This is a genomic window from Marinobacter sp. L-80 (genome assembly GCF_056859395.1).
Genome location: NZ_JBSXOI010000043.1, coordinates 38,670 through 60,710, shown reverse-complemented (window position 1 = coordinate 60,710; position 22,041 = coordinate 38,670). Strand labels below are relative to the sequence as shown.

Sequence of the window (22,041 nt, the reverse complement as noted above, 5' to 3'; positions counted from 1 at the left end):
CCATGCTTTAGGAGCGTATTTTGCTACCGGTCTGCTTATAACCATAGTCTTTGAAGCCTGGGCCACAGGCGCAGGCCAGCGCTGGAGCTACAATGATTCTATGCCCCTGTTTCCCTTCCTTGGCACAGGTATCGCCCCTCTAGCGCAGTGGATTATCGTTCCAACAGTCTCGCTCTTTGGTTTGCGTTGGCTCTACAGAGGCTGGCTTGATCTCAGACGTCAGGGCCGCGATCACCCCCAGCAATGAATGCCGGAGCCCCGGGCATCATATAAACCGCCCTACAGACAACTGCACATCCACACCAATCACGAGTGTGGCGGTCAGCGACACTACACTATTGATGATTGCCACCATTGCCAGACGTAGACAAGTACGATCACAATAATACGATGTTCCACTGTGACTGATCGACTCATCCATCACTCAACTCCGAAGTCCTTGCGAACGGTTGGCATTACGTATGCCACTCCCGGCCATGCCGGCACCAGATACAGCCGCAGTCGACGTGATTGCAGCTTATATCCCGTCGCTGGCTCCGCAAATGCAAACCCGCCAACGGCGCCAGCAGACGCCTGGCAAGTGTGGGCCGGTAGAGACGGCGCAAAAACTCGCGCGCATCCAGATGGTTTTCCTGGCGGCGCATGCACCAGCGATAACCGCGGTTACCCAGCAGCCCATAAAACGCGCGGTTCACCAACGCCGCCGCCATCGGACGCTCCAGGGATTCTCGCCAAAGCCGGTTGTAGTCGTCACCATGCAGCAGACTGCGTGCGGCCAGCACGCCGGAGGTGATGGCCGCGCGCATCCCGAAGCCCCACAGCGTATCCTGGAAACCGGCCTGCTCACCCGCTACCGGGTGCACCCCGGACAATGCGGTTACAGGGATACGGAAGTTTCCAACACCGCCGTGCGGCTGAGGATTCATCATCTCCATGCCGGCCAGCCTCTGAAACGCACTGACAGTTCGCTCCACATACTTTGCTTCATCCCTGAAACCAGTAAACATGCAACTCTTTACCGTTCCCTTGCCTCCCATTACCAAAAGGTAGGCATACCCTTTAGGGGCAAGGTTGTTATCACAAATTGCCCAGAAACCGTCCGGCATGGATGTATCGAAATGATAGCCGACCGCAATGGCATCGGCGGCCTTTGGGCCAGTCGCCAGGATGGCCGGGCCCCGGGCATGCCGCAGCCGGCTTTTGAAATGCACCTGCACGCCCAGTTCCCTGGCCTGTCTCAGCAACGCCGTGTCCAATGTGTCTGGCCCGGAGCCACGCTCCACCAGGTAGAACAGCGGCTCAATGCTCTCAATGGCGTACGGGGAATCCCAGGCATCAAAGGCGGTACCCCGGCGGCATGGAACTCGCTTGAAGTCGGTGGTGATTCCGAGTTCCTGCAACACCGCCAGGGCATCCTGCTGCGTGCTCCAGTTCTCCAACCCCTGAAGGTCCCGTTTGAAGCGGTGCCCCACCTCGGCCCGGGCCTCATGCACGATGACTGACCGCCCCGCCCGCGCCAGTGTGATGGCGGCTGCCAGCCCGGCCGGCCCGGCGCCGGCAATCTCGACCGCGCCATTTCTGTTGTCTGACATCATGGCTCCGATACCAGTCCCAGCCTCGTTGACGCCTATCATGTCCGCACCCGCCTTCCCCTCACCTTGTCACAAAGACATAAAACACAGCGATACCCGATCACTGGGCCTCCTTGAAGTCACGGATGTGCAGCAGGTCTTCCACCGGCAGCACGGCTATGATTCCGTCGCTGGCAAGCCCCTTGTGCACCGTTCGGGCAATGAGGTCAACGATCTCGTCTGCCTGCTCGGCTTCCGTGAATATCTCCACGCGAACGGAATCGGCCATGGTGTCCTTGGCTTAGTAGTTTTTATATCGACCACGGCCATGGGTTTTAGACACCGTCATACCGGAAAAACCAGCCGCGATCAGCGCATCCTCTACTTTCTTCAAGTCCAGACTGGAGAAGATCGCAGTCACTTTGCAAAACTTCGTATTCATTTCGCCTCCTCGTCAGTGAGCTGAAGAAGGATCGCTCCGGTTCTTCGGCTTGAAAATGACAGTTAATCACCCACAACTGAACTGACACTGAAAATAGGGAACAATCTGAAACCAGCCGGGGCTATACTGATTTAAGTCAAAGAAGCCTGGCCGCCCAGGCGAGACCCGCCACCCAGTCAATAAACGGCACCGGGTAAATACCCAGCAGCAGTATTGAGACGGCAACAATCAGAAGGGCGAGTTTCTCTACCCGACCCCGGCCGGCATCCGCCACCGCCTGCTGCATACCCGGTTCGCGCAGATACAGGGTGACGATCACCCTCAGGTAGTAGAACAGCCCGATAACGCTGCCGATAACGATCCCTCCAACAAGCCACCACCGGCTGCCTTCCACACCCAGGGCGATGATATAGAATTTACCGAAGAATCCGGCGGTCAGCGGAATGCCGGCCAGGGACAACATGCTCAGAGTCAATAATGCTGCCAGCCAGGGGCTGTGCCAGAACAGTCCCCTGTAATGGTGCAACCCGGAGGCATCCTCGCCACTGCCGGTGCCGGAGACATGCATAATCACGCCAAACGCCCCCATGGTGGCCACAATATAGGTGAACAGGTAAACCCCGGTGGTTTCCAACGCCAGGGGGCCACCTACTATAACGGCCACCAGCAGGTAGCCCATATGGGCGATGGAAGAGTAGCCCAGCAGGCGCTTCAGGTCAGGCTGGAACAGGGCCAGCAGGTTGCCACCGAACATGCTGAGAAGAGCCAGCAGGCTGATCAGGCCAAGGAGCCATCCACTGCCGAAGACCGGGGCCACCAGTACCAGCCGCAGCAATACCAGAAACACCGCCAGTTTGCTCACCGTGGCCAGCACAGTGGTCGCCGGCGCCAGACCTCCCTGGTATACGTCCGGTGTCCACTGGTGAAACGGTATGATGGACAACTTGAACCCCAGCCCCACCAGTAACAGTGCGGCGCCGCCCAGAATCCAGGGGTCCGGACTGCCAGCAACCCCCGCGGCGAGTGCCGTCAGCTCAAGGTGGCCGGTGCGGGCATAGATCAACGCCATGCCAAACAGCAGAAAGGCGGTGGCGGCGGCGGACAATATGAGGTATTTGATCCCCGCCTCCAGGGACCGTTCTGTCCGGAAACTGTACGCCACCATGCCGTACAAAGGCATCGACAGCAATTCAAGGCTGATGAACAGGGTGGCCAGGTGGTTGCTGGCCACAAGGCCCAGGGCACCTGTTACCGCGCAAAGCAACAACAGGTAAAACTCTTCCCGCGGCCCCCTGTAGCCGGCCAGGTAACCATGGCTCATGGCGGCGATAAACAGGCCGCTCACCAACACCAGCGCGCTGCCCATGAGGGCAAGGCCGTCAAAGATCATCAGCGGCGGCGAAGAGGGCGCGGCCGAGGCCAGCGGCAGGCTCGCCAGGGCCAGGGCCAGACCGCTGACAGTGACCGCCGCGGTACCACCGTGGTGGCGTCGCCAGGCGACGCCCAGCATTACCAGTACGGCTGTCGAGGCGACAATAAGCAGGGGCAGCAGCCCCACAAGATCGATCAGGGTCAGCATCAGTTCATCCCTCCTGCCCGGACCGGGCCCGCCATGAACAGGTCCGCCACCGGCCGGACCATTGACGCCGTGGTATCAAGCAGGGGTTGCGGATTCAGGCCCACTGCCAGGGTGAGTCCGATCAAGGCCAACATCATGCCGTACTCCCGCACATCCGGACCCGCGAGCAGGCCCGGTTGTTGTTCGCGACCGAAATGCACCCGCTGCATCATCAGCAGTGAATAGATCGCGCCAAGCACCAGCCCGGCGCTGGCGATGACCACCACCACCGGAGCGCTGCGGAAGGTACCGAACAGTACCATGAACTCGCCAAGGAAATTGGCCGTGGCGGGCATCCCCAGAGAGGCCGCCAGGAAAAACAAGGTCACGCCGGGCAACACCGGTATTCGGCCCCAGAGCCCGCCCATGCGACGCATATCCCGGGTATGAATGCGTTCAAAGAGCTGGCCACTGAGAATGAACAGAGCGGCACTGGAGAACGCATGGGCCACCATGAGTACGATTGCGCCCTGGATCGCCAGTTCGGATCCGGAATAAACGGCAATCAGCACGAACCCCATATGGGATATGCTGGCATAGGCAATCAGCCGCTTGATATCCTGCTGGCCGCAGGCCAGGACCGCGCCGTAAATAATACCCACGACCCCCAGCGCCATGGCCACCGGCGCAAAGGCCTGGGACTGTTCCGGAAACAACGGAATCGCAAAGCGCAGCATGCCGTAGGCGGCGGTTTTCAGCAGAATGCCCGCAAGGTCCACGCTGCCGGCAGTGGGCGCCTGGGCGTGCGCATCCGGCAGCCAGCCATGAAAAGGCACGACAGGCAGCTTCACCGCAAAGGCAATAAAAAACCCGAGCATAATCCAGAAGGACAGATTGTCGGGCACGTCGGCGTTCAACAGTGCGTCATAGCTGAAGGTTATCTCGCCGGAGCTGGTGTAATGCACGAACACCAGCGCAAGGATCGCCACCAGCATCAGCAGGCCGCTGGCCTGGGTGTAGATGAAGAAGCGGGTGGCGGCACGAATCCGGGTTTGCCCCGGGGAGCCGCTGTGCCCCCAGAGGGCAATCAGAAAATACATGGGTACCAGCATCACTTCCCAGAACAGGAAGAACAGGAGCAGGTCCAGCGCCAGAAACACACCCACCACGCCGCCCAGAACAAACAGCAGATTCAGATGAAAAAAGCCCACCCGCTCGACAATCTCTTTCCATGAGCAAAGTACCGCCAAGGCACCCAGAAAGCCGGTCAGCGCAATCAGGATCAGCGACAAGCCGTCCAGAGCCAGATGAATCTCGATGCCAAAACGAGGAATCCAGGGGACTCGCCACTCCAGCAGCCACGGTCTCTCGCCGGCGCCATAGGCGCTGAAATCACCGCCTGCCCAAAGCACGACGCTGACCGCCAGCACGAACAGCATGGTGGCCAGGGCAATCCAGCGCGGCGCCTGTTCGCCCCAACGCTCCGAGTGCCAGCACAGCATGCCACCGAGGAAGGGAATCAGAATCAGCCAGAACAGAATCATGCGCCACCTCCCTGAGTCATTACCAGGCCAACCAGTATCACCGTGGCACCGAATACCATCACTTTGGCGTAAGTCCGCAGCTGGCCGTCCTGGGACCGCACCAGGCCCGCATTGCACAGGCGGGCAATCACGGCCGGCAGGTTCATCCCCAGGTTAATAAAGTCGAAACGCAGCACGCGTACCAGGGCCTGCCAGGGCCGGACCAGTGTCCGGTCGAACAGGGCATCGAAGCCCCAGGCCCGGTTGAACAGGATCCAGAGCCGCGCCCCCAGACCCCGACCGACCTTTGCGTCAAGCCACCGGCGCCGCGCCAGGAACAGCCAGCCAGCCAGAGCCAGGCCAGCAAGCACCGCTCCGGTCGCCAGGAACTGAAACAGGGTGTGGCCGGCGTTCGTGGCATCATCGGGGGGCGGCGGGAACACCACCTCAAGCCCCGGGTACAGCCAGGCACCAACGAAGGTGGAAAGCACGGCCAGGATTGCCAAAGGCAGGTGATGCCTGAGGGGACTGGTGCCCGGCCGGGGATGGCGTGCATGATCACTGCGGGGCTGGCCATGAAAAATGCCCAGGATCAGCCGCACCGTGTACAGGCCGGTTAGCACGGCTCCGGTCAGACCCGCCGCGAACAGTCCGTAGTGGCCCGAGGCCATGGCCTGCCAGAGAATCTCGTCCTTGCTGAAGAAGCCCGCGGTTACCAGCGGCAATGCCACCAGCGACGCGCCCCCCGCCAGGAAACCGGCATAGGCGACCGGCAGTTTGCGCCAGAGCCCACCCAGCCGGCTCAGATCCTGTTCATGGTGGCAACTGATGATAACGGCCCCGGCTGAAAGGAACAGCAATGCCTTGAAGAAGGCGTGGGTCATCAGGTGAAAAATGGCCGCGTCAAACGCCCCGACCCCCAGCGCCAGGAACATGTAGCCGATCTGGCTCATGGTGGAATAGGCCAGCACCCGCTTGATGTCGGTCTGGGCCAGGGCCGCGAAGGCCGCCAGCAACAGCGACAGGGCTCCGATGATGCCCACCAGCCACATCACATCCGGTGCCAGCAGGAACAGCCCGTTCAGGCGTGCAATCAGATAAACGCCGGCGGTCACCATGGTGGCCGCGTGGATCAGGGCCGACACCGGAGTGGGGCCTGCCATGGCATCCGGCAGCCAGGTGTGCAGCGGCACCTGTGCAGACTTGCCCAGGGCACCGCCAAGGACCAGCAAGGCCGCAAGATTGGCAGTGACACTCCCCTCGGCCCAGACCCGTGGTGCCTGCTCCAGCACCAATCCGATATCGAGGGTGCCGAGTTCCACGAAGATCAGGAACAGCCCCAGGGCAAGGAATACGTCACCTGTGCGGGTCACGATAAACGCCTTGAACGCCGCCCGCCCATTAGCTTCGTTCTGATAGTAGTAGCCGATAAGGCCGTAGCTGCAAAGGCCAACGCCTTCCCAACCGAGAAACAGCAACAGCAGGTTATCGGCCAGCACCAGCACCAGCATGCTGAACACAAACAGGTTCATCCAGGCATAGAAGCGGGTTATACCGGCCTCGCCCACCATGTACCAGACAGCGAACAGGTGAATCAGGAAACCCACGCCGGTGATGATCGACATCATGACCAGCGAGAGACGATCAACCACCACGCCCATGGTCGGCTGGAACTCGCCCACGGAAACCCAGGTCCAGAGCGTGAACCCCTGGCTGTCGCCGGAGAAGGTCAGCAGCGCCCAGGCGGTGGCCAGCGCGGCCAGCCCCACGCTGCCCACGCCAATGGCCGCGCTGGCCCGCGGTCCCAGCCGCCCGCCGGAAAAGCCGAGAACAATGGCACCGGCCAGAGGTAACAGAAATGACAGTAAAGTCGCAGCCATCATCATCCACGCATCCTGCTGACTTCGTGCAGCTCAAGTGAACGGAAACGCTGGTAAAGCTGTATCATCAGCGCCAGGCCGACGCTGGCCTCGGCTGCCGCCAGGGTGATGACCAGCAGGAACATGGCCTGCCCGTCCGGCTGGTTCCAGGCGGTGCTGCCCACCACAAAGGCCAGCGCGGCGGCATTGAGCATGACTTCCAGGCTCATGAGAACGAACAGCATACTGCGCCTCAGCATCAACCCGGCCAACCCCAGGCTGAACAGAATAACGGCCAGGATCAGGCCATGCTCCATCGGGATACCAGTCATCGGGTGCCTCCACGGTTGCGATTGCCCCGGGGTTTGTTGCGCCGGCCCACGTGGGACGCCGTCACCAGCGCCGCCAGCAGCAGAATGGCGGCCAGCTCCACCACTATCAGCCATGGGCCGAACAGGGTGAGGCCGATGTCCCGGGCGGTTATCAGCTCACCGTCAATGGTCATGCCTGCCTGCCCGTCGCTGATCAGCGCCACCAGCGCCACCAGCAACACCAGAGCCAGCAGCGACGGCCCGAGCCAGTAGCCCGGACGTAGCCACAGGGGATCCCGCTTGGCCTCCGGACGCAGGTTGAGCATCATCACCACGAACACGAACAGCACCATTATGGCGCCGGCATAGACGATAATCTCGAGAGCACCGGCAAAGGGCGCACCCAGGGCGAAGAACACCAGGGCGACGGCAATCAGCGAAACAATCAGGTACACCACCGCATGCACCGGACTGGAGCCGCTGATAAGACCGACCGTGGCCAGCACCGCCACCAGGCCGCTAAGGTAGAATCCCAGCTCCATCAGTAGTTCCTTTTTTGGTCAGGGTAAAAGCGTACGGACATCCTCCGGGACCTCCTCGTTCTGTGCCTCACCTTTATCCTTGCCGGCGATAGCCATGCCGGCAACCTTGTAAAAGTGGTAGTCGTGGTCCTTGCCGGGGCCGTTGATCAGCAGATCTTCCTTCTCGTACACCAACTGCTGACGCTGGTACTCGCCCATCTCGAAATCCGGTGTCAACTGGATGGCGGAGGTGGGGCAGGCCTCTTCACACATGCCGCAGAAAATGCAACGGGAAAAGTTGATGCGGAAGAACTCCGGATACCAGCGGCCGTCGTCTTTTTCACCTTTCTGCAGGGAAATACAATCCACCGGGCAGGCCACCGCGCAAAGGTTGCACGCCACGCATCGTTCTTCGCCGTCCGGATCCCGGGTGAGTATGATGCGGCCCCGGTACCGGGGAGGCAGATAAACCTCCTCTTCCGGATAGTTCACGGTTTCCCGCTTGCGGAAGCCGTGCATGAATACCATCCACATGGTACGCAACAGCGACCAACTGGCCGGTATCAGCCATAACACCGACAACACCTTGTTTTTTCGCATCTTTCCTCCCTATGAACCGGTCAGTAGCAGCACCGCCCCGGTAGCCAGCAGATTGACCAGGGTCAGCGGCAGACACACCCGCCAGCCAAAGCTCATCACCCGGTCATACCTGGGCCGTGGCAGCGATGCCCGGAGCAGGATAAACAGCATCAGGAAGAAGCTGGTCTTGAGGGCAAACCACACAATGGGTGGCAGCCAGGGGCCCTGCCAGCCGCCGAAAAACAATGTCACGATCAGCGCGGAAACCAGCACCATGCCCACGTATTCGCCAATGAAAAACATGCCGAACTTCATACCGGAGTACTCGACATGGTAACCATCCGCCAGTTCCTGTTCCGCCTCCGGCTGGTCGAAAGGGTGGCGGTGTGTCACCGCGATGCCGGCGATCAGAAATGTGACGAAACCCAGGAACTGGGGAATCACGAACCACAGGCCTTCCTGGGCCGCGACGATGTCGCGCAGGTTGAAGGAGCCGGCCATGGCCACCACACCCATGAGCGACAGCCCCATGAACACTTCGTAGGACAGGGTCTGGGCCGAGGCTCGCAACGCGCCGAGCAAGGCATACTTATTGCCACTGGCCCAGCCACCGATTAACACCGCGTAGACGTTGATGCCGGCCAGCGCGAGGAAGAACAGCAGCCCGATGTGCATGTCCGCCACCCCCCACCCCGGTGTTATGGGGATAATAACGAAAGACAGCAGCAGGGAAGCGAAGGCAAGGTTGGGTGCCAGCATAAACAGGGCGCGGCTGGCAAAGGGCGGAGTCCAGTCTTCCTTGAAAAAGATCTTCAGCATATCGGCAATCAGTTGAAGAGTGCCGAATGGCCCTACCCGGTTGGGACCATAACGATCCTGCCAGAGGCCCAGCAGCCGACGTTCGACCACGGTCAGTGCCGCTCCCACCACGACCACGGCAAGCAGGATCACCAGCGCCTGGAACATGGCCCAGAGAGTGGCTGCCAGTTGTGGAGTCCACCAGCTCATGACTCACCTCCCGTGGGTTTTCCTAAAGTGAGTATCGCGCCCTGCCCCAGGCCGGGCAACAATCCCGCGGGCAGGCCAGCCCAGCCGGGGGGCCAGTCTTCCTGCTCCGATACCGTAATGTCCGGACCGCCAAACAGCATCAGGCTGTCGCCCTCACGCACACCAAGCAGCGTCAGACTGTCGCCGTCGCGCACGCCCAGCGCCTCGGCATCCGGGCGGGCCAGGATGACCACCGGCGCGGTCATCCGCTGCCGGACAGGTTCAGCCCGGGCAGACGTTTCCTCGCCCCCGAACACCCGTGGCAACACCAGCGCCCGCAGCCCGCTGCTGTCAGTGGCGCCGTCATCAAAGACCGGGTCGGGGTATTCGCGATGGCCGGGCTGAGGCCGAATCAATCTTATGCCCGGGTCCCCTCCGCGCAGGTGACCGCCCACTTCATCGGTGAACTTGTTCCACGCCTGCGGGGAATTCCAGCCCGGCGCCCAGGCGAAAGGTATCTGCTGCCGGGGCCGGTCAAATCCGCTGTAGCCTTCCATGGAGTAAGCGAAGGGTGTATCGGTATCCTGTGGCGGGCGGGGTTCATTTACATCGAGGTTGGCGCGCATGGCGGTGCGGCCGCTGTAACGCTGGGGCTCACGGGCCAGCCGCAGGCCCTCTATGCGATAATCGGGCCCGGGCGCGGCATCCACAATCCCGGCCAGGCCTGGATGGGCCCCGGCGCAGGCCCGGGTGGCCAGATCCAGGCTGATATCCCCGGGGGCTTCGCCCCGCAGCCCGGCGGCCAGGGTGTGTAACCAGCGCCAGCTCTCGTGAATTCGGGTCTCGGGGCGCAGGTAGGCCGGTTCGAACACCCGGAAGAAGCGCTGGGCCCGCCCTTCCAGATTTACCAGGGTTCCGCTCCCTTCCGCGAAACTGGCAGCAGGCAGGATGAAGTCCGCCCCCTCGGCGGTTCTCGTCCGCTGGTGGTCCAGCACCACGCGGGTGTTGGCACGGGCCAGGGCCTGCTCCACCCGGTCGGCGGGCAGGCGTTGATACAGGTCGTTCTCCAGCACCACCACCGCATCGGCCCGGCCCTCACTCAACTCATCCAGCGCCCAGTCCAGTGTCTGCCCCCCCATGAGCGACAGCCCGGTGCTGTTGGCCTCCCGCCGGATCAACACCAGCCCACCCTGCGCTGCCCGCCTGGACAGGGCCCGGGCAACCGCACCGGCGGCTTCCAGGATGGCCTCGCTGGCGAGGGAGCCGCCGCTGACAACCAGCGGCCGCGCCGCTTTTAACAGGCTGACGGCGATTTCTCCGGCCCGCTCCTGGCTGGCCGGGTCGAGGCCGTCCACCGGGGGCGCCGCCGGGTCGATGGCATGAGCCACCGCGAAACCGAGCCGGGCGATATCATCCGGCGCCAGGGCATGGCGGGCGACAGCGACACTGTCCAGCTCGGTGGGCGCTGGCCAGACAATGTGCAGCGGGTGGTACCGGTCCTGCCCCAGGGTCTTGACGGCCTCGGCATTCCAGGCCGGCACGCCGATCTGTTCAGCCAGTTCTTCCCGCCGTGACAGCACAGCCTGACGCAGATTCAGCCCCAGGCGCGCGGCGCTCTGGACCGGGTCCTCGCCCAGCACCAGAATGGCATCGTGGCGTTCTATTTCCCGGGGTGTCGGGGTGGGCAGTCCCGACGTTTCCTGCAGCCGGTTCATCATGGCCAGGCACGCCTGCTCCCGGGACTCTATCCCGGTGGAAAAGTTTTCCGGCCCCACCATGGCCAATAGCTGGTGATTGCTTTCCAGACTGGCCCGGGGCGATCCGATGCCGATGATGCGCCGGGCCTGACGCAGGGCGCCGGTGATACGCTCCAGGGCCGGATCCACCCCCAGCGTCACGGCCTCCTGCCCCGGCCGTTCGGTCCATTCCGGAACCCGCGGCCGGTCGGCGCGGTTGACGTATCCGTAACCAAACCGGCCGCGGTCACAGAGGAAGTGGCTGTTAACCTCACCGTGGTAGCGGTTTTCGATGCGGCGAATCTCGCCGTAGCGTTCCCCGGGGCTGATGTTGCAACCGACCGCGCACTGGTGGCAGATGCCGGGGGCATACTGCAGGTCCCACTTTCGGGTGTAGTGATCGGAATGACTCTGGTCGGTGAACACCCCAGTGGGGCAGACTTCGGTGAGGTTGCCGGAGAACGGGCTTTCCAGTGTGCCTTCGGCGTATCGCCCGAAGTAGATGTTGTCCCGGGCACCAAAGGCGCCCAGATCGGTGCCACCGGCGTAGTCATTGTAAAAGCGCACGCACCGGTAGCAGGTAATGCAGCGGTTCATTTCGTGGGCGATGAACGGCCCCAGGTACTGGTTGCGGCGAGTGCGCTTGTTGAACCGGTAGCGGCGGCGGTCATGGCCGGTCATTACCGTCATGTCCTGCAGGTGGCAATGGCCGCCCTCCTCGCACACCGGGCAGTCGTGGGGGTGATTGATCATCAGCCACTCCACCACACTAGCCCGGAAAGCCCGGGCTTCCTCGTCATCGATATCGATTCGGGTCTGGTCCGCCGCCGGGGTCATACAGGACATGACCAGAACGCCCTTGTTGTCGTCCTTGTCCTTGTACTGGCGCACCGCGCACTGGCGACAGGCGCCGACACTTCCCATGGCCGGATGCCAGCAGAAATAGGGAATATCCAGGCCCAGTGACAGACAGGCCTGGAGCAGGTTGTGCGCCCCGTTGACCTCGTAGGTTTTTCCGTCCACGTGAATCGTCGCCATGCTTGCTTCTGCCTTCACCTAGAAAGTACGATCACTGTTTGTTGAAAGTGACTGTTGAAACTAACGGTTGTTTGCCGGCGCGTCCGCTGCGACCCGGTCCGGAACGCCCCGGGTGTCGCCGCTTACCTTGCCAATGCCCTGCTCAAACTCCTGCCGGAAGTGCCGCAGCGCTGTTTCCAGCGGCATGGCGGCACCAGGGGCAAGGGCGCAGAAGGTCAGCCCCGGGCCACAGTCCGCCGCCAGCTTGTCGAGCAATTCGATGTCGCCGGCCTGCCCCTGTCCCTTTTCCAGGTCCCGGAGCAGTTTTACCACCCAGGGCAGACCATCACGGCACGGAGTGCACCAGCCGCAGGATTCCCGGGCGAAGAACTCCTCCAGGTTGCGCATCAGCGATACCATGCCCCGGTCCTCGGGGACCGCCATCATCAGGCCGGTGCCCAGCCGGCTGCCGACATTGGCGATAGAGTCAAAGTCCAGGGGCAGCTCCAGATGCTCCGGCAACAGGAAGCCGGTACTGGTGCCGCCGGGCAACCACGTCTTGAGCCGACGGCCTTGCTGCAGCCCCCCGGCCCGGTCGAGCAGCTCGGCCCCGGTGACGCCCATGGGCAGCTCCCAGAGGCCCGGCTCCGCAACCGGCCCCGACACGCCATAAAGCTTGGTGCCGCCGTCACCGGTACGGTTGCCGGACAGGTTCTGATACCAGTCAGCGCCATGGAGAATCACGGCGGGTATGTTGCACAGGGTCTCGACGTTGTTAACCACCGTGGGCCTGCCCCAGGCTCCGGACTGGCCGGGGAACGGCGGCTTGGCCCGGGGATTGGCGCGCTTCCCCTCCAGTGCATTGATCAGAGCCGTTTCCTCGCCGCAGATGTAGCGCCCCGCCCCGGTATGCACCGCGATGTCGAAATCGAACCCGCTGCCATCAATATCCGGCCCCAGCCAGCCGGCTTCGCGGGCCTCATCAATGGCCCGGTTCAGCACCCGGGCCGCCTCCACGTATTCACCCCGCAGAAAAATGTAGCCTTGCCGGGCGTTGTTGGCCCGGGCTCCGAGGATCATCCCCTCAATCAGCAGGTGGGGTTGCTGCTCCATCAGCAACCGGTCCTTGAAGGTGCCCGGTTCCATTTCATCCGCGTTGCAGATCAGGTAGCCCCGGGGCATGTCACCCCCCTGCAGCGTCAGGCTCCACTTGACGCCAGCGGAAAAACCGGCGCCGCCCCGGCCACGCACATTGGCGTCTTTCACCACGGTGATGATGCCCTGGGGGTCGCTCTCGGCCAATGCCCGGCGGACCGACTGATAACCATCCTTATCCAGATATTCGCCGAGCCAGACCACCTCGCCGTCGTCCCTCAGCCTCCAGGTCAGCGGATGGGTTTCGGGTTGACGCTCGGTACCGGATTGCCGTATCCGGCTGTGATAACGCAGCGGGTTGCCTTGACCTGAGGTGGATCCGCTCATTCGTAGCCCTCCAGCAGGTCGGACAGATCCTCCGGTGTGACCGGCCCGAAGGTTTCGCCGTCAATCATCAGCGCCGGGGCACCGTCACAGGCGCCGAGACAACACACGGGTAACAGGGTGAAGCGGCCATCGGCGGTGGTGGCGCCGTAGTCCACTCCCAGCTTCTCCACCAGGGCCTGTTTCAGCGTTTCATACCCGGTCAGGAAGCAGGAGCTGCTGTCGCAGACCAGGATCACATGGCGCCCTACCGGCTGACGGAAAATCAGGCTGTAAAAGGTAGCCACGCCGTCCACCGCGGCGAATCCCAGGCCCAGCAACCGCCCAACGGCCATGATGGCACCGTCGGGAACCCAGCCATGGCGGCGCTGGACGATTTTCAACGCCTCGATACAAGCGGCCTGGGGCTGCTCGTAGTGTTCCTTTTCCCGGAGAATCGCGGCTTCGTCGTCCGGGTGCAGTTCAAAACGGTCACTGCCGATCAGTTCGGTTGTGTGCGGGGTTGTTGCCATCATCAGCGATCCACGTCTGCCATTACGAAATCGATACTGCCCAGGTGGGCGATCATGTCCGGCACGAAGCCTCCGCGCATCAAGGACGGTATCTGCTGCAGGTGCGGAAAGCTCGGAGTCCGGATGCGGGTTCGGTAGCTCATGTTATTGCCGTCGCTGGTCAGGTAATAACTGTTTATGCCTTTGGTGGCCTCCACCATTTGCAGGGATTCGCCGGGTTTCAGAACCGGACCCCAGGACACCTGCAGAAAGTGCGTGATCAGCGTTTCGATGTGCTGCAACATCCGCTCCCTGGGTGGCGGGGTGGTCAACGGGTGGTCCGCCTTGTAGTCGCCCGCGGGCATGTGATCGACGCATTGCTGGATAATGCGCAGGCTCTGCCGCATTTCCTCAATACGCAGCTGACCCCGGTCAAAAACGTCTCCGTGCTGCCCCAGAGGCACCTCGAAGTCGAAGTTCTCATAGCCGGAATAGGGCCGCTGTTTGCGCAGATCGAAGTTGCAGCCAGTGGCCCGCAGGTTGGGACCGGTCACGCCCCATTCCAGGGCCTCGGTGGTGGTGAAGGCAGCCACATGCCGGGTCCGCTCCCGCACCAGGGCGTTTTTCATCATGGCCAGCTCGTATTCCCGCAGCCGCGGCGGCATCCAGTCAAGGAACTCCTGCACCAGTTGCTGCCAGCCCACGGGCAGGTCCTGGGCAAGGCCGCCGATCCGGTACCAGGCCGGATGCATGCGAAAACCGGTGATGCCCTCAATCACCTTGTAGGCCCGCTGGCGGTCAGTGAAGCTGTAGAACACCGGCGACATGGCGCCCAGATCCTGCAGGTAGGTCCCCAGGAACAGCAAATGGCTGCTAATACGGAACATCTCCGCCATCATCACCCGGACCGTCTTGACCCGGTCGGGCACCTCGATACCCGCCAGTTTCTCAACCGCAAGGACATAGGGAAGGTTGTTCATTACGCCGCCGGTGTAGTCGATGCGGTCGGTATAGGGAATGAAGCTGTGCCAGGTCTGGCGCTCGGCCATTTTTTCCGCGCCCCGGTGGTGATAGCCAATATCCGGCACGCAGTCGATGATCTCCTCGCCGTCCAGTTGAAGCACGATCCGGAAGGCACCGTGGGCAGAGGGATGATTGGGGCCCAGATTGAGGAACATGAACTCGCTGCCATCCCGCTCACGCTGCATGCCCCAGGCTTCCGGTTCGAATTTCAGCGCCTCCTGCTCCGTCTGCTGCCCCTCCACTGTCAGGGTGTAGGGGTCGAATTCCGTGGCCCGCGCGGGATAGTCCTTGCGTAATGGGTGGCCATGCCAGGTGGGCGGCATAAGCAGCCGTTGCAGATGGGGATGGCCGGTTGCGGTAATGCCGAACAGATCCCAGATTTCCCGCTCATACCAGTTGGCATTGGCAAACACCCGGGTCACGCTTGGCAGGTTCGGGTCGCCACCGGTCAGCGCCACCTTGATGATCAGGTCTTCATTACGATCCACCGACAGCAGATGATAGAAGACCGTGAAATCCGCGGCTGGTAGCCCGTCACGGTGGGCACGGAGCCGCTCGTCCACGGCAGAGAGATCGTAAAGCATGGAAAAAGACGCCGGCGGCGCCTTCAGGTGGCGCAGTATCTCCACTATCCGCTCACGTCGCACCCACAGCACCGGAAGCCCGGTCAGGGTAGGCTGAACGTGCTCGATGTGTTCCCGGAATCCGTCCAGAAGCCCGAGGGCCCGGTCAATGCCGGACTGGGCCGGTGCATGCCTGTCGAGAGCGTCTGTGCTCATGATGCTGACTCATCTCCTGTCAAGGTTGGGCAAATCGGGAGGCGGCGCTCAGAGTTTGTCCGGAGTCCTCAGTTCGGTGGCCTCGATTCGCTGGCTCCGTTTCTGCTCCCGCTGGGACCCCATCTCGGCCTTGTAAACCCCTTGATCCCCCACGACCCAGGACAGCGGCCGGCGCTCCTCCTGAATCGAGTCCTGCAACAACTGAAGTGCCTGCAGGAAGGCCTCGGGCCGCGGCGGACAGCCCGCTACATAGACATCCACGGGCAAGAACTTGTCAACCCCCTGAACCACCGAATAGATGTCGTACATACCGCCAGAGTTGGCGCAGGAGCCCATGGAAATGACCCACTTGGGTTCCAGCATCTGATCGTAGAGCTGCTGAATAACCGGAGCCATTTTGATGAAACAGGTACCCGCTATCACCATAAAGTCGGCCTGCCTCGGCGAGGCGCGGATCACCTCCGACCCGAAGCGCGCAATGTCATGGGGCGAGGTAAATGCGGTAGTCATTTCCACGTAGCAGCAGGACAGACCGAAGTTATAGGGCCACAAGGAGTTCTTGCGCCCCCAGTTCACCGCCGAGTTGAGGACGTCACTCAGCTTGCCGGTGAATACGTTGCGTTCAAGCTGGCTTTTGACGTATTCCTCCGATGACTGCCGGCGCCCCATCGGGTAACGGTCACTGGATTCCTGCTCTTCCTCGGCCCGTGTCAGTCTGTAAGGCATGGCTGGTCTCCATATAAAGGTTTGCTGACAGTGATCAAGGTCCGGACGACAATCATCGGGAACTGAATACACCCTGGAACCGAACGATTAGCCCTCCCCGTGTCCCTGAGAACCCTCGGGGGCCCACTCCAACGCCCCGGAGCGACTGTCGTAGAGCAGGCCGGCAAGCAGTATCAGGATAAAAACCGCCGCGCCCCAGAACCCGCTCCAGCCCGTTTCCGGAATCACAACCGCCCAGGCAAACAGAAACACCGCCTCAATATCGAAGATCACAAAGAGCATCGCGACCAGATAAAACTTGACGGAAAACCGCTGGCGGGCGTCACCGACACCGACAATACCGGACTCAAACGGGATGGTTTTGCTGACGCCATGGCTGCGCCCGCCAAGCAGGCTGGAAACGCCTGCCATGAAGGCACATAAGCCGAGGGCAGCGATCACAAAAAAACCGGTTGCCCAGTAGTTGACCAGCAACTCATTGACCGTGTCCGACATACCCCCTCCTGTTCTGAATCATCATCCTATCCGCCCAGCCTGAAACGGAACTGAATCAGCAGAGCAATCGTTCTCAATTTTTGATCCCGATCAAATTCACAAGACTGTTTCCAGCCGGCCTCAGTCAGCAGAGCGCACTACTCACTGCCATAAATCAAGACCTGCAGGAAACAGCAACTCCGCGGGCATAATCGAGTAGAGCAAGGTATCTGAAGGCTTCATACTGGCGCTGCTTTGAAAGCAGGTACCGCACAGACTGTGTTGTCTACTAATATGGCTTCATCGCACCGATTGAGGCCTTCGTGCAGTAACCATTGCCAGCACGATTGCCAACATCGCCAGGGGAGGAATTAGGACGACGACCACGCTACCAGTCCCAAGAGAAAGAACTGGGCCGCCAGACCGAGGATCAGCGTGGCAGCAAAGGTTGTCACTACCACCGTGCCAAGAGCTTTGCCCACCGGCGCGAATTCCGTCGCCGCCTGCTGGTACATGGGCACGACAATGCGCAGATATACCGCCAGTGAAAGTACACTGTTGGCAATTGCAACCACCGCCAGCCAGGTGAATTGGACATCAATGGCGGCGGCGAACAGCAGGAACTTCCCAACGAAGCCGGCAAGTGGCGGAATCCCGACCAGCGATAGCAGAAAGACCACCATTGCGATGCCAATAAGCGGTTGGGCGCGCCCCAATCCGTCAAAATCGTTCAGAGTCCGTCCGATATTGGCGGCAACGGCGAAAGCGCCCAGATTCATGGCCGCATAGGCGGCAGCAAACAGTATAATGGATGGCAGAGCAAGTTCACTGGCGCCGACTGCCAGGATACCCAGAAGGAAATAGCCGGATTGGGCAATCGACGAGTAGGTCACGGAGTTCATTATGAATTCTTGGTGCAGATCAGACATTCAGGCTTTCGCCGGAAACCGCCCGGTCAGCCGGCCGGCACCGCAAAAAGGAGGACAAAAATGAGTGCCAGCGCAACCAGGAAGAAACGTACCCGCTCACGCCGGTTGCGGCACACCGTCAGGGCCACCAGACATTGCAACAGGTAGTATAGGGCGAAGGCGCGTGACGCCAGCGCGATCACCGTAAAGGTGGAACCGGACCAGGCCAGCGCCATAGCCGCACCGCCTACCAGCAGGTAACCCCAACGCTGGGTGAGGCGCCGCCGCGTCACTTCCTCCAGGTTCGCCGCAGCCGCCAGGGTGTCCGCAACGGCAGCGGAGAACTGCGACAGGCCGGCGGCGAGGATAAGCGGCGCCGAAAGAAGTACCGAGACCGAGGCAACCACCTGGATCAGGCTGTTATCTGCGTATTGCCCGTCCAGAATTGGCACCAGGGGCAAGACCACGGCGACGAATGCCACGTAGACCGTGAGAGATACATATTGCGACCAGCGCGAGGCGTGGATCCGCGTCCAGGTATCAAAACTCTGGCCGAGATAGCGCGGCGTTTCGAAGCCCTGCACCACGATCAGGGTACCGGCCACCATGGTCACCATTTCCCAGCCGGAACGTTGCGGCATGGATGGCAGCACAAAGCGTCCGGTGTCCAGAAAGTCGCTGATGTCACGCAGGGCGAAGGCGGCCAACAGCACAGCGAGCACCAGGATGGTCACATACAGAGCCCACCGCTCCATCCGCTCCAACGGTCTCAAGCCACCCATGATGCCAATTGCAGTAATCACGCCGATCACCAGCGTGGTAAACAGGCTCTTGTTGAAGCCCGAATCCAGTCCGAAAGCCCCGAGCACGAAGGCGCTCAGGATATGAATGTAGAGGCACACGGACACAATATAAGCCAGGACCAGCGCCCCATCCGACAGTCGTTCGAGCGTGAGCGTCAGACGTTGACTGCCCGCTGCCAGCACCGGTTCAGCACACAGAATGTTATGGCGCACGACGGCACCGGTGTGAAAAGCGACAAAAGCCACCGCCAGCATCGCCCATAACGAATACGGCCCCACACTACTGGCCAGTACCGGTACGATGACCAGGAAGCCACTGCCGAAAATGGACGCCAGCGGTGTGCTCATGGCCGGCACGATGGCCAGCGTCGCCGGGCGGGGCACTAGGCCGGCCACTCCACCAGTCCCGCAAGAAAGAACTGGGCCGCCAGGCCGATGATCAGTGTGGCGGCAAAGGTGGTCACTACCACCGTGCCAAGACTTCTGCCCAATGGCGCGAATTCCGTCGCCGCCTGCTGGTACATGGGTACGACGATGCGCAGGTATACCGCTAGTGAAAGCACACTGTTGGCAATCGCCACCACCGCCAGCCAGGTGAACTGGGCATCGATGCCGGCGGCAAATAGCAGGAACTTGCCAACGAAGCCGGCGAGAGGCGGAATACCGACCAGCGACAGCAGGAAAACCACCATTGCGATTGCGGTCACGGGCTTTGCACGGCCCAGCCCACGGAACGCATCCAGCACACGGCCAGTTGCCGCGGTAACGGCAAAAGCGCCCAGGTTCATGGCCGCGTAGGCGGCAGCAAACAGGATAACCGATGTCAGCGCGAGTTTGCTTGAACCCACCGCGACGATGCCCAGCAGAAAGTAGCCGGACTGGGCAATCGAAGAATACGCCAACAGCCGGATGACGTTATCCTGCACCAGCGCGGCGAGATAGCCGTAGGTCATGGTCAGAACGGCCAGACCCGCGATGACGGCAGTCCAACCACTTTCCGGGGGCAGACCGCGAACCACCTGAGCAAGTGCGAACAGAGCCCCGATCTTGGGCACCACGGACAGGTAAGCCGCTATCGACAGCGGCCCGCCCTCGTAGGCATCTGGCGCCCAGAAATGAAACGGAACCAGCGATGCCTTGTAGCCAAGGCCGATAACGACAGCCACAAAGCCGATGATGACGGCCATAGGCATGGTATCCATGCCCGGCAGATCAGCAAGCAAGGTGGAGCCGGCGGCACCGAACCAGTAACTCAGACCGAAAATCATGATTGCACCGGTGACCGAGGCAAACACGAAGAATTTCATGGCGGCTTCGGTGGCCGGGTCGGTATCCGGGTAGGCAACCAAGGCGAAGGTGGCCAGGCCGGTCAACAGTGTGCCCAACACCAGGAACATCGTATCGCCCGCGCCGGCCAGAACCAGGGCGCCGAGGGTGGCAAAGCACAGCAGGCTGTAGACCGTACCCTCACGCGCGGTGCCTCGCACATCCACTCGCGCTAGTAGCATGGAGAGCACGGTGGCCGGCAACAGAATAAGCTTGGCCCAGACACTGAGTTCGTCAATCCGGAAGCTGCCGCCGAACACCGTTGTGTCCGCGCCAATCAGACGCAACGTCAGCCCCGTGGCAGCGAGCAGCCCGATGACCGAGACCACCAGCGCTATTCGCGGCCGGCGCAGCATTTCCGCAATCAGCGCGCCGACAGCCGTTAACAGTACGGCAATTTCCGGAATCAATAATGCAAGATCACGGGCCATTACAGCACCAGCGCCGATGTGGTCCGGTGAATGATGTCCAGCACCCAGGACGGTGCCACGCCGGTGGCAACCGTGAGTACCAGCAGTGGCGCCACGGCAAGCCATTCCCGTACACTGAGATCGGGCATGGCCTGCCAGCGCTGTCTGGGCTCGCCCAGAAAGGTTTCGCGCAACGCCTTGAGAAAGGTGCCAGCGATGATGGCAATGCCCAGAATCACAACAACCGCTACGGGCGCGCTACCCAAGGTGGCGAGAAATATCTGGAACTCAGCCGGAAAGTGCGCCAGCCCCGGCAGGCCCAGGGACGCAAAGGCCGCCAATATAAATGACCAGCCAAGCATCGGGACCGTCTTGAGCAGACCGCCGAACTCACCCATTTCACGGGTATGGGCGCGGTCCTGAATCATGCCCACCAGCAAGAACAGGGCGCCGGTAACCAGACCGTGACTGAACATCTGCAACACGGCACCATCCAGCGCGACGGCACGCACCGAGGAGTCCAGAGTCAGTGCGGCCACGGCGACGCCGACGATCACATAGCCCATGTGATTAACTGAGGTGTAGGCAACCAGGCGCTTGAGGTCGCTCTGAGCCAGGGCGGCAAAAGCCCCGTAGAGCGCGCTGACGACACCAAAGATCAGAACAACGACCCCCGCTTCACGGAAAGCATCGGGGGTCATTTGCAGGGCAAAGCGGACCAATCCGTAAGTGCCGAACTTCAGCATGATGCCGGCCAGGATGACACTGCCGACGGTCGGCGCCTGAACATGAGCGGCAGGCAACCAGGTATGCAGCGGCACCGCGGGGATCTTTACCGCAAAGGTGATCAGCATAGCGACCAATGCCCACATAGCCGCCGCCCCTTCCAGTGGCGGATTCTCGATCCAGGCTCGCATGTCGAAGGTCGGTTCAGAGCTGCCGAGGTAAAGCCCCAGGATGGCGAGCAACAGCGGCAGGCTGCCCAGCAGCGTGTAAATAAAGAACATTAGGGCTGCACGCTGCCGCTCCTCGTGTCCCCACCCGGCGATCATGAAGTACATCGACACCAGGGAAACTTCGAAGAAGACGTAGAACAAAATCCCATCGAGAGCGGTGAAGGTACCGACTGCCGCAGTCTCCAGAAGCAGGGCCAGGGCCACGTAGGCGCGCGGACGTTCACGAAGCGACGAAGCGTAGATGAACGCAACCAGGAAAAGCACGGCACTCAGTAGCACCAACGGCAGGCTGATGCCGTCGACCCCCACCCGGTAGGCGGCGCCAATGGCCGGGATCCATTCCAGCTCCTCGACCTGGGAAAAGCCTACGCCGCTGACACCCCGCAGCCACATGGCAACGGCAAAGGCCAGTGTCAGGGAGGCGGTGGCGATGCCGATGCCGTGCACGGTCTGTGCCGTCGGTCGTGGCAGGGCCAGGATCAGGACGGCGCCCGCCAGGGGCAGGAACAAGGTGATGGAAACGAGTGGTAACATGAATATCGGATTCCCTTTAGAAACTAGA

At 61.6% G+C, this 22,041-nt stretch carries 18 protein-coding genes and 2 pseudogenes; 1 reads left to right on the top strand and 19 read right to left on the bottom strand.

From position 1 onward, the window contains the following. Nucleotides 1-247: pseudogene (locus AC13E3_RS03505) on the top strand (hypothetical protein); the annotation flags it as partial. Between the two features lie 208 nt (nt 248-455). Here the strand turns inward: AC13E3_RS03505 and AC13E3_RS03500 are convergent. The 19 genes and pseudogenes from AC13E3_RS03500 to AC13E3_RS03410 all read right to left on the bottom strand — a co-directional run bounded on the left by AC13E3_RS03500 (nt 456) and on the right by AC13E3_RS03410 (nt 22,013). Continuing rightward, the gene (locus AC13E3_RS03500; RefSeq protein WP_008169479.1) at nt 456-1,634 is read right to left on the bottom strand and encodes an NAD(P)/FAD-dependent oxidoreductase; all 1,179 of its coding nucleotides are present in this window, start codon (nt 1,632-1,634) and stop codon (nt 456-458) included. Between the two features lie 58 nt (nt 1,635-1,692). After that, nucleotides 1,693-2,013: pseudogene (locus AC13E3_RS03495) on the bottom strand (P-II family nitrogen regulator). Nucleotides 2,014-2,149: 136 nt separating this feature from the next. Then, nucleotides 2,150-3,595 carry an NADH-quinone oxidoreductase subunit NuoN gene (gene nuoN / locus AC13E3_RS03490; protein WP_413540213.1) on the bottom strand — a complete coding sequence of 482 codons (1,446 nt, stop codon included), beginning with the start codon at nt 3,593-3,595 and terminating at the stop codon, nt 2,150-2,152. Further along, a complete protein-coding gene (gene nuoM, locus AC13E3_RS03485; protein WP_008169470.1) occupies nt 3,592-5,115 on the bottom strand; it encodes an NADH-quinone oxidoreductase subunit M in 1,524 nt (507 codons plus the stop codon). Before nuoM ends, nuoN begins: the two co-directional genes overlap by 4 nt. After that, nucleotides 5,112-6,980, bottom strand: a complete 1,869-nt coding sequence (gene nuoL / locus AC13E3_RS03480) for an NADH-quinone oxidoreductase subunit L (protein WP_008169468.1) — start codon at nt 6,978-6,980, stop codon at nt 5,112-5,114. Before nuoL ends, nuoM begins: the two co-directional genes overlap by 4 nt. Beyond that, nucleotides 6,977-7,285, bottom strand: a complete 309-nt coding sequence (nuoK, locus tag AC13E3_RS03475) for an NADH-quinone oxidoreductase subunit NuoK (RefSeq protein WP_008169467.1) — start codon at nt 7,283-7,285, stop codon at nt 6,977-6,979. The genes nuoL and nuoK overlap by 4 nt, the downstream gene beginning before the upstream one ends. Beyond that, complete coding sequence (nuoJ, locus tag AC13E3_RS03470; protein WP_008169466.1) at nt 7,282-7,806, bottom strand: NADH-quinone oxidoreductase subunit J; 525 nt, start codon at nt 7,804-7,806, stop codon at nt 7,282-7,284. Before nuoJ ends, nuoK begins: the two co-directional genes overlap by 4 nt. Nucleotides 7,807-7,824: 18 nt before the next feature. Beyond that, the gene (gene nuoI / locus AC13E3_RS03465) at nt 7,825-8,385 is read right to left on the bottom strand and encodes an NADH-quinone oxidoreductase subunit NuoI (protein ID WP_039881756.1); all 561 of its coding nucleotides are present in this window, start codon (nt 8,383-8,385) and stop codon (nt 7,825-7,827) included. A 9-nt stretch (nt 8,386-8,394) separates the two neighbouring features. Further along, on the bottom strand, nt 8,395-9,372 hold the full coding sequence (gene nuoH, locus AC13E3_RS03460; RefSeq protein WP_008169464.1) for an NADH-quinone oxidoreductase subunit NuoH: 978 nt from the start codon (nt 9,370-9,372) through the stop codon (nt 8,395-8,397). Continuing rightward, nucleotides 9,369-12,125, bottom strand: a complete 2,757-nt coding sequence (nuoG, locus tag AC13E3_RS03455; RefSeq protein ID WP_008169463.1) for an NADH-quinone oxidoreductase subunit NuoG — start codon at nt 12,123-12,125, stop codon at nt 9,369-9,371. Before nuoG ends, nuoH begins: the two co-directional genes overlap by 4 nt. 60 nt (nt 12,126-12,185) lie before the next feature. Continuing rightward, complete coding sequence (nuoF, locus tag AC13E3_RS03450; protein ID WP_008169462.1) at nt 12,186-13,586, bottom strand: NADH-quinone oxidoreductase subunit NuoF; 1,401 nt, start codon at nt 13,584-13,586, stop codon at nt 12,186-12,188. Further along, the gene (gene nuoE / locus AC13E3_RS03445) at nt 13,583-14,098 is read right to left on the bottom strand and encodes an NADH-quinone oxidoreductase subunit NuoE (RefSeq protein ID WP_008169459.1); all 516 of its coding nucleotides are present in this window, start codon (nt 14,096-14,098) and stop codon (nt 13,583-13,585) included. The genes nuoF and nuoE overlap by 4 nt, the downstream gene beginning before the upstream one ends. Then, the gene (gene nuoC / locus AC13E3_RS03440; protein ID WP_008169457.1) at nt 14,098-15,876 is read right to left on the bottom strand and encodes an NADH-quinone oxidoreductase subunit C/D; all 1,779 of its coding nucleotides are present in this window, start codon (nt 15,874-15,876) and stop codon (nt 14,098-14,100) included. Before nuoC ends, nuoE begins: the two co-directional genes overlap by 1 nt. A 48-nt stretch (nt 15,877-15,924) precedes the next feature. Continuing rightward, nucleotides 15,925-16,602 (bottom strand): NuoB/complex I 20 kDa subunit family protein, encoded by a 678-nt coding sequence (locus AC13E3_RS03435; RefSeq protein WP_008169455.1) that lies wholly within the window; start codon nt 16,600-16,602, stop codon nt 15,925-15,927. Nucleotides 16,603-16,689: 87 nt separating this feature from the next. Continuing rightward, a complete protein-coding gene (ndhC, locus tag AC13E3_RS03430) occupies nt 16,690-17,097 on the bottom strand; it encodes an NADH-quinone oxidoreductase subunit A (protein ID WP_008169454.1) in 408 nt (135 codons plus the stop codon). 350 nt (nt 17,098-17,447) lie between these two features. Continuing rightward, nucleotides 17,448-17,978: a proton-conducting transporter transmembrane domain-containing protein gene (locus AC13E3_RS03425; RefSeq protein ID WP_227497710.1), complete on the bottom strand. Its 531-nt coding sequence runs from the start codon at nt 17,976-17,978 to the stop codon at nt 17,448-17,450. A 53-nt stretch (nt 17,979-18,031) separates the two neighbouring features. Continuing rightward, nucleotides 18,032-19,183 carry a hypothetical protein gene (locus AC13E3_RS03420; RefSeq protein WP_039881755.1) on the bottom strand — a complete coding sequence of 384 codons (1,152 nt, stop codon included), beginning with the start codon at nt 19,181-19,183 and terminating at the stop codon, nt 18,032-18,034. Continuing rightward, nucleotides 19,171-20,544 (bottom strand): NADH-quinone oxidoreductase subunit N, encoded by a 1,374-nt coding sequence (locus tag AC13E3_RS03415; RefSeq protein WP_008169451.1) that lies wholly within the window; start codon nt 20,542-20,544, stop codon nt 19,171-19,173. The genes AC13E3_RS03420 and AC13E3_RS03415 overlap by 13 nt, the downstream gene beginning before the upstream one ends. Beyond that, complete coding sequence (locus AC13E3_RS03410; protein ID WP_008169450.1) at nt 20,544-22,013, bottom strand: complex I subunit 4 family protein; 1,470 nt, start codon at nt 22,011-22,013, stop codon at nt 20,544-20,546. Before AC13E3_RS03410 ends, AC13E3_RS03415 begins: the two co-directional genes overlap by 1 nt. Nucleotides 22,014-22,041: the final 28 nt, after the last annotated feature.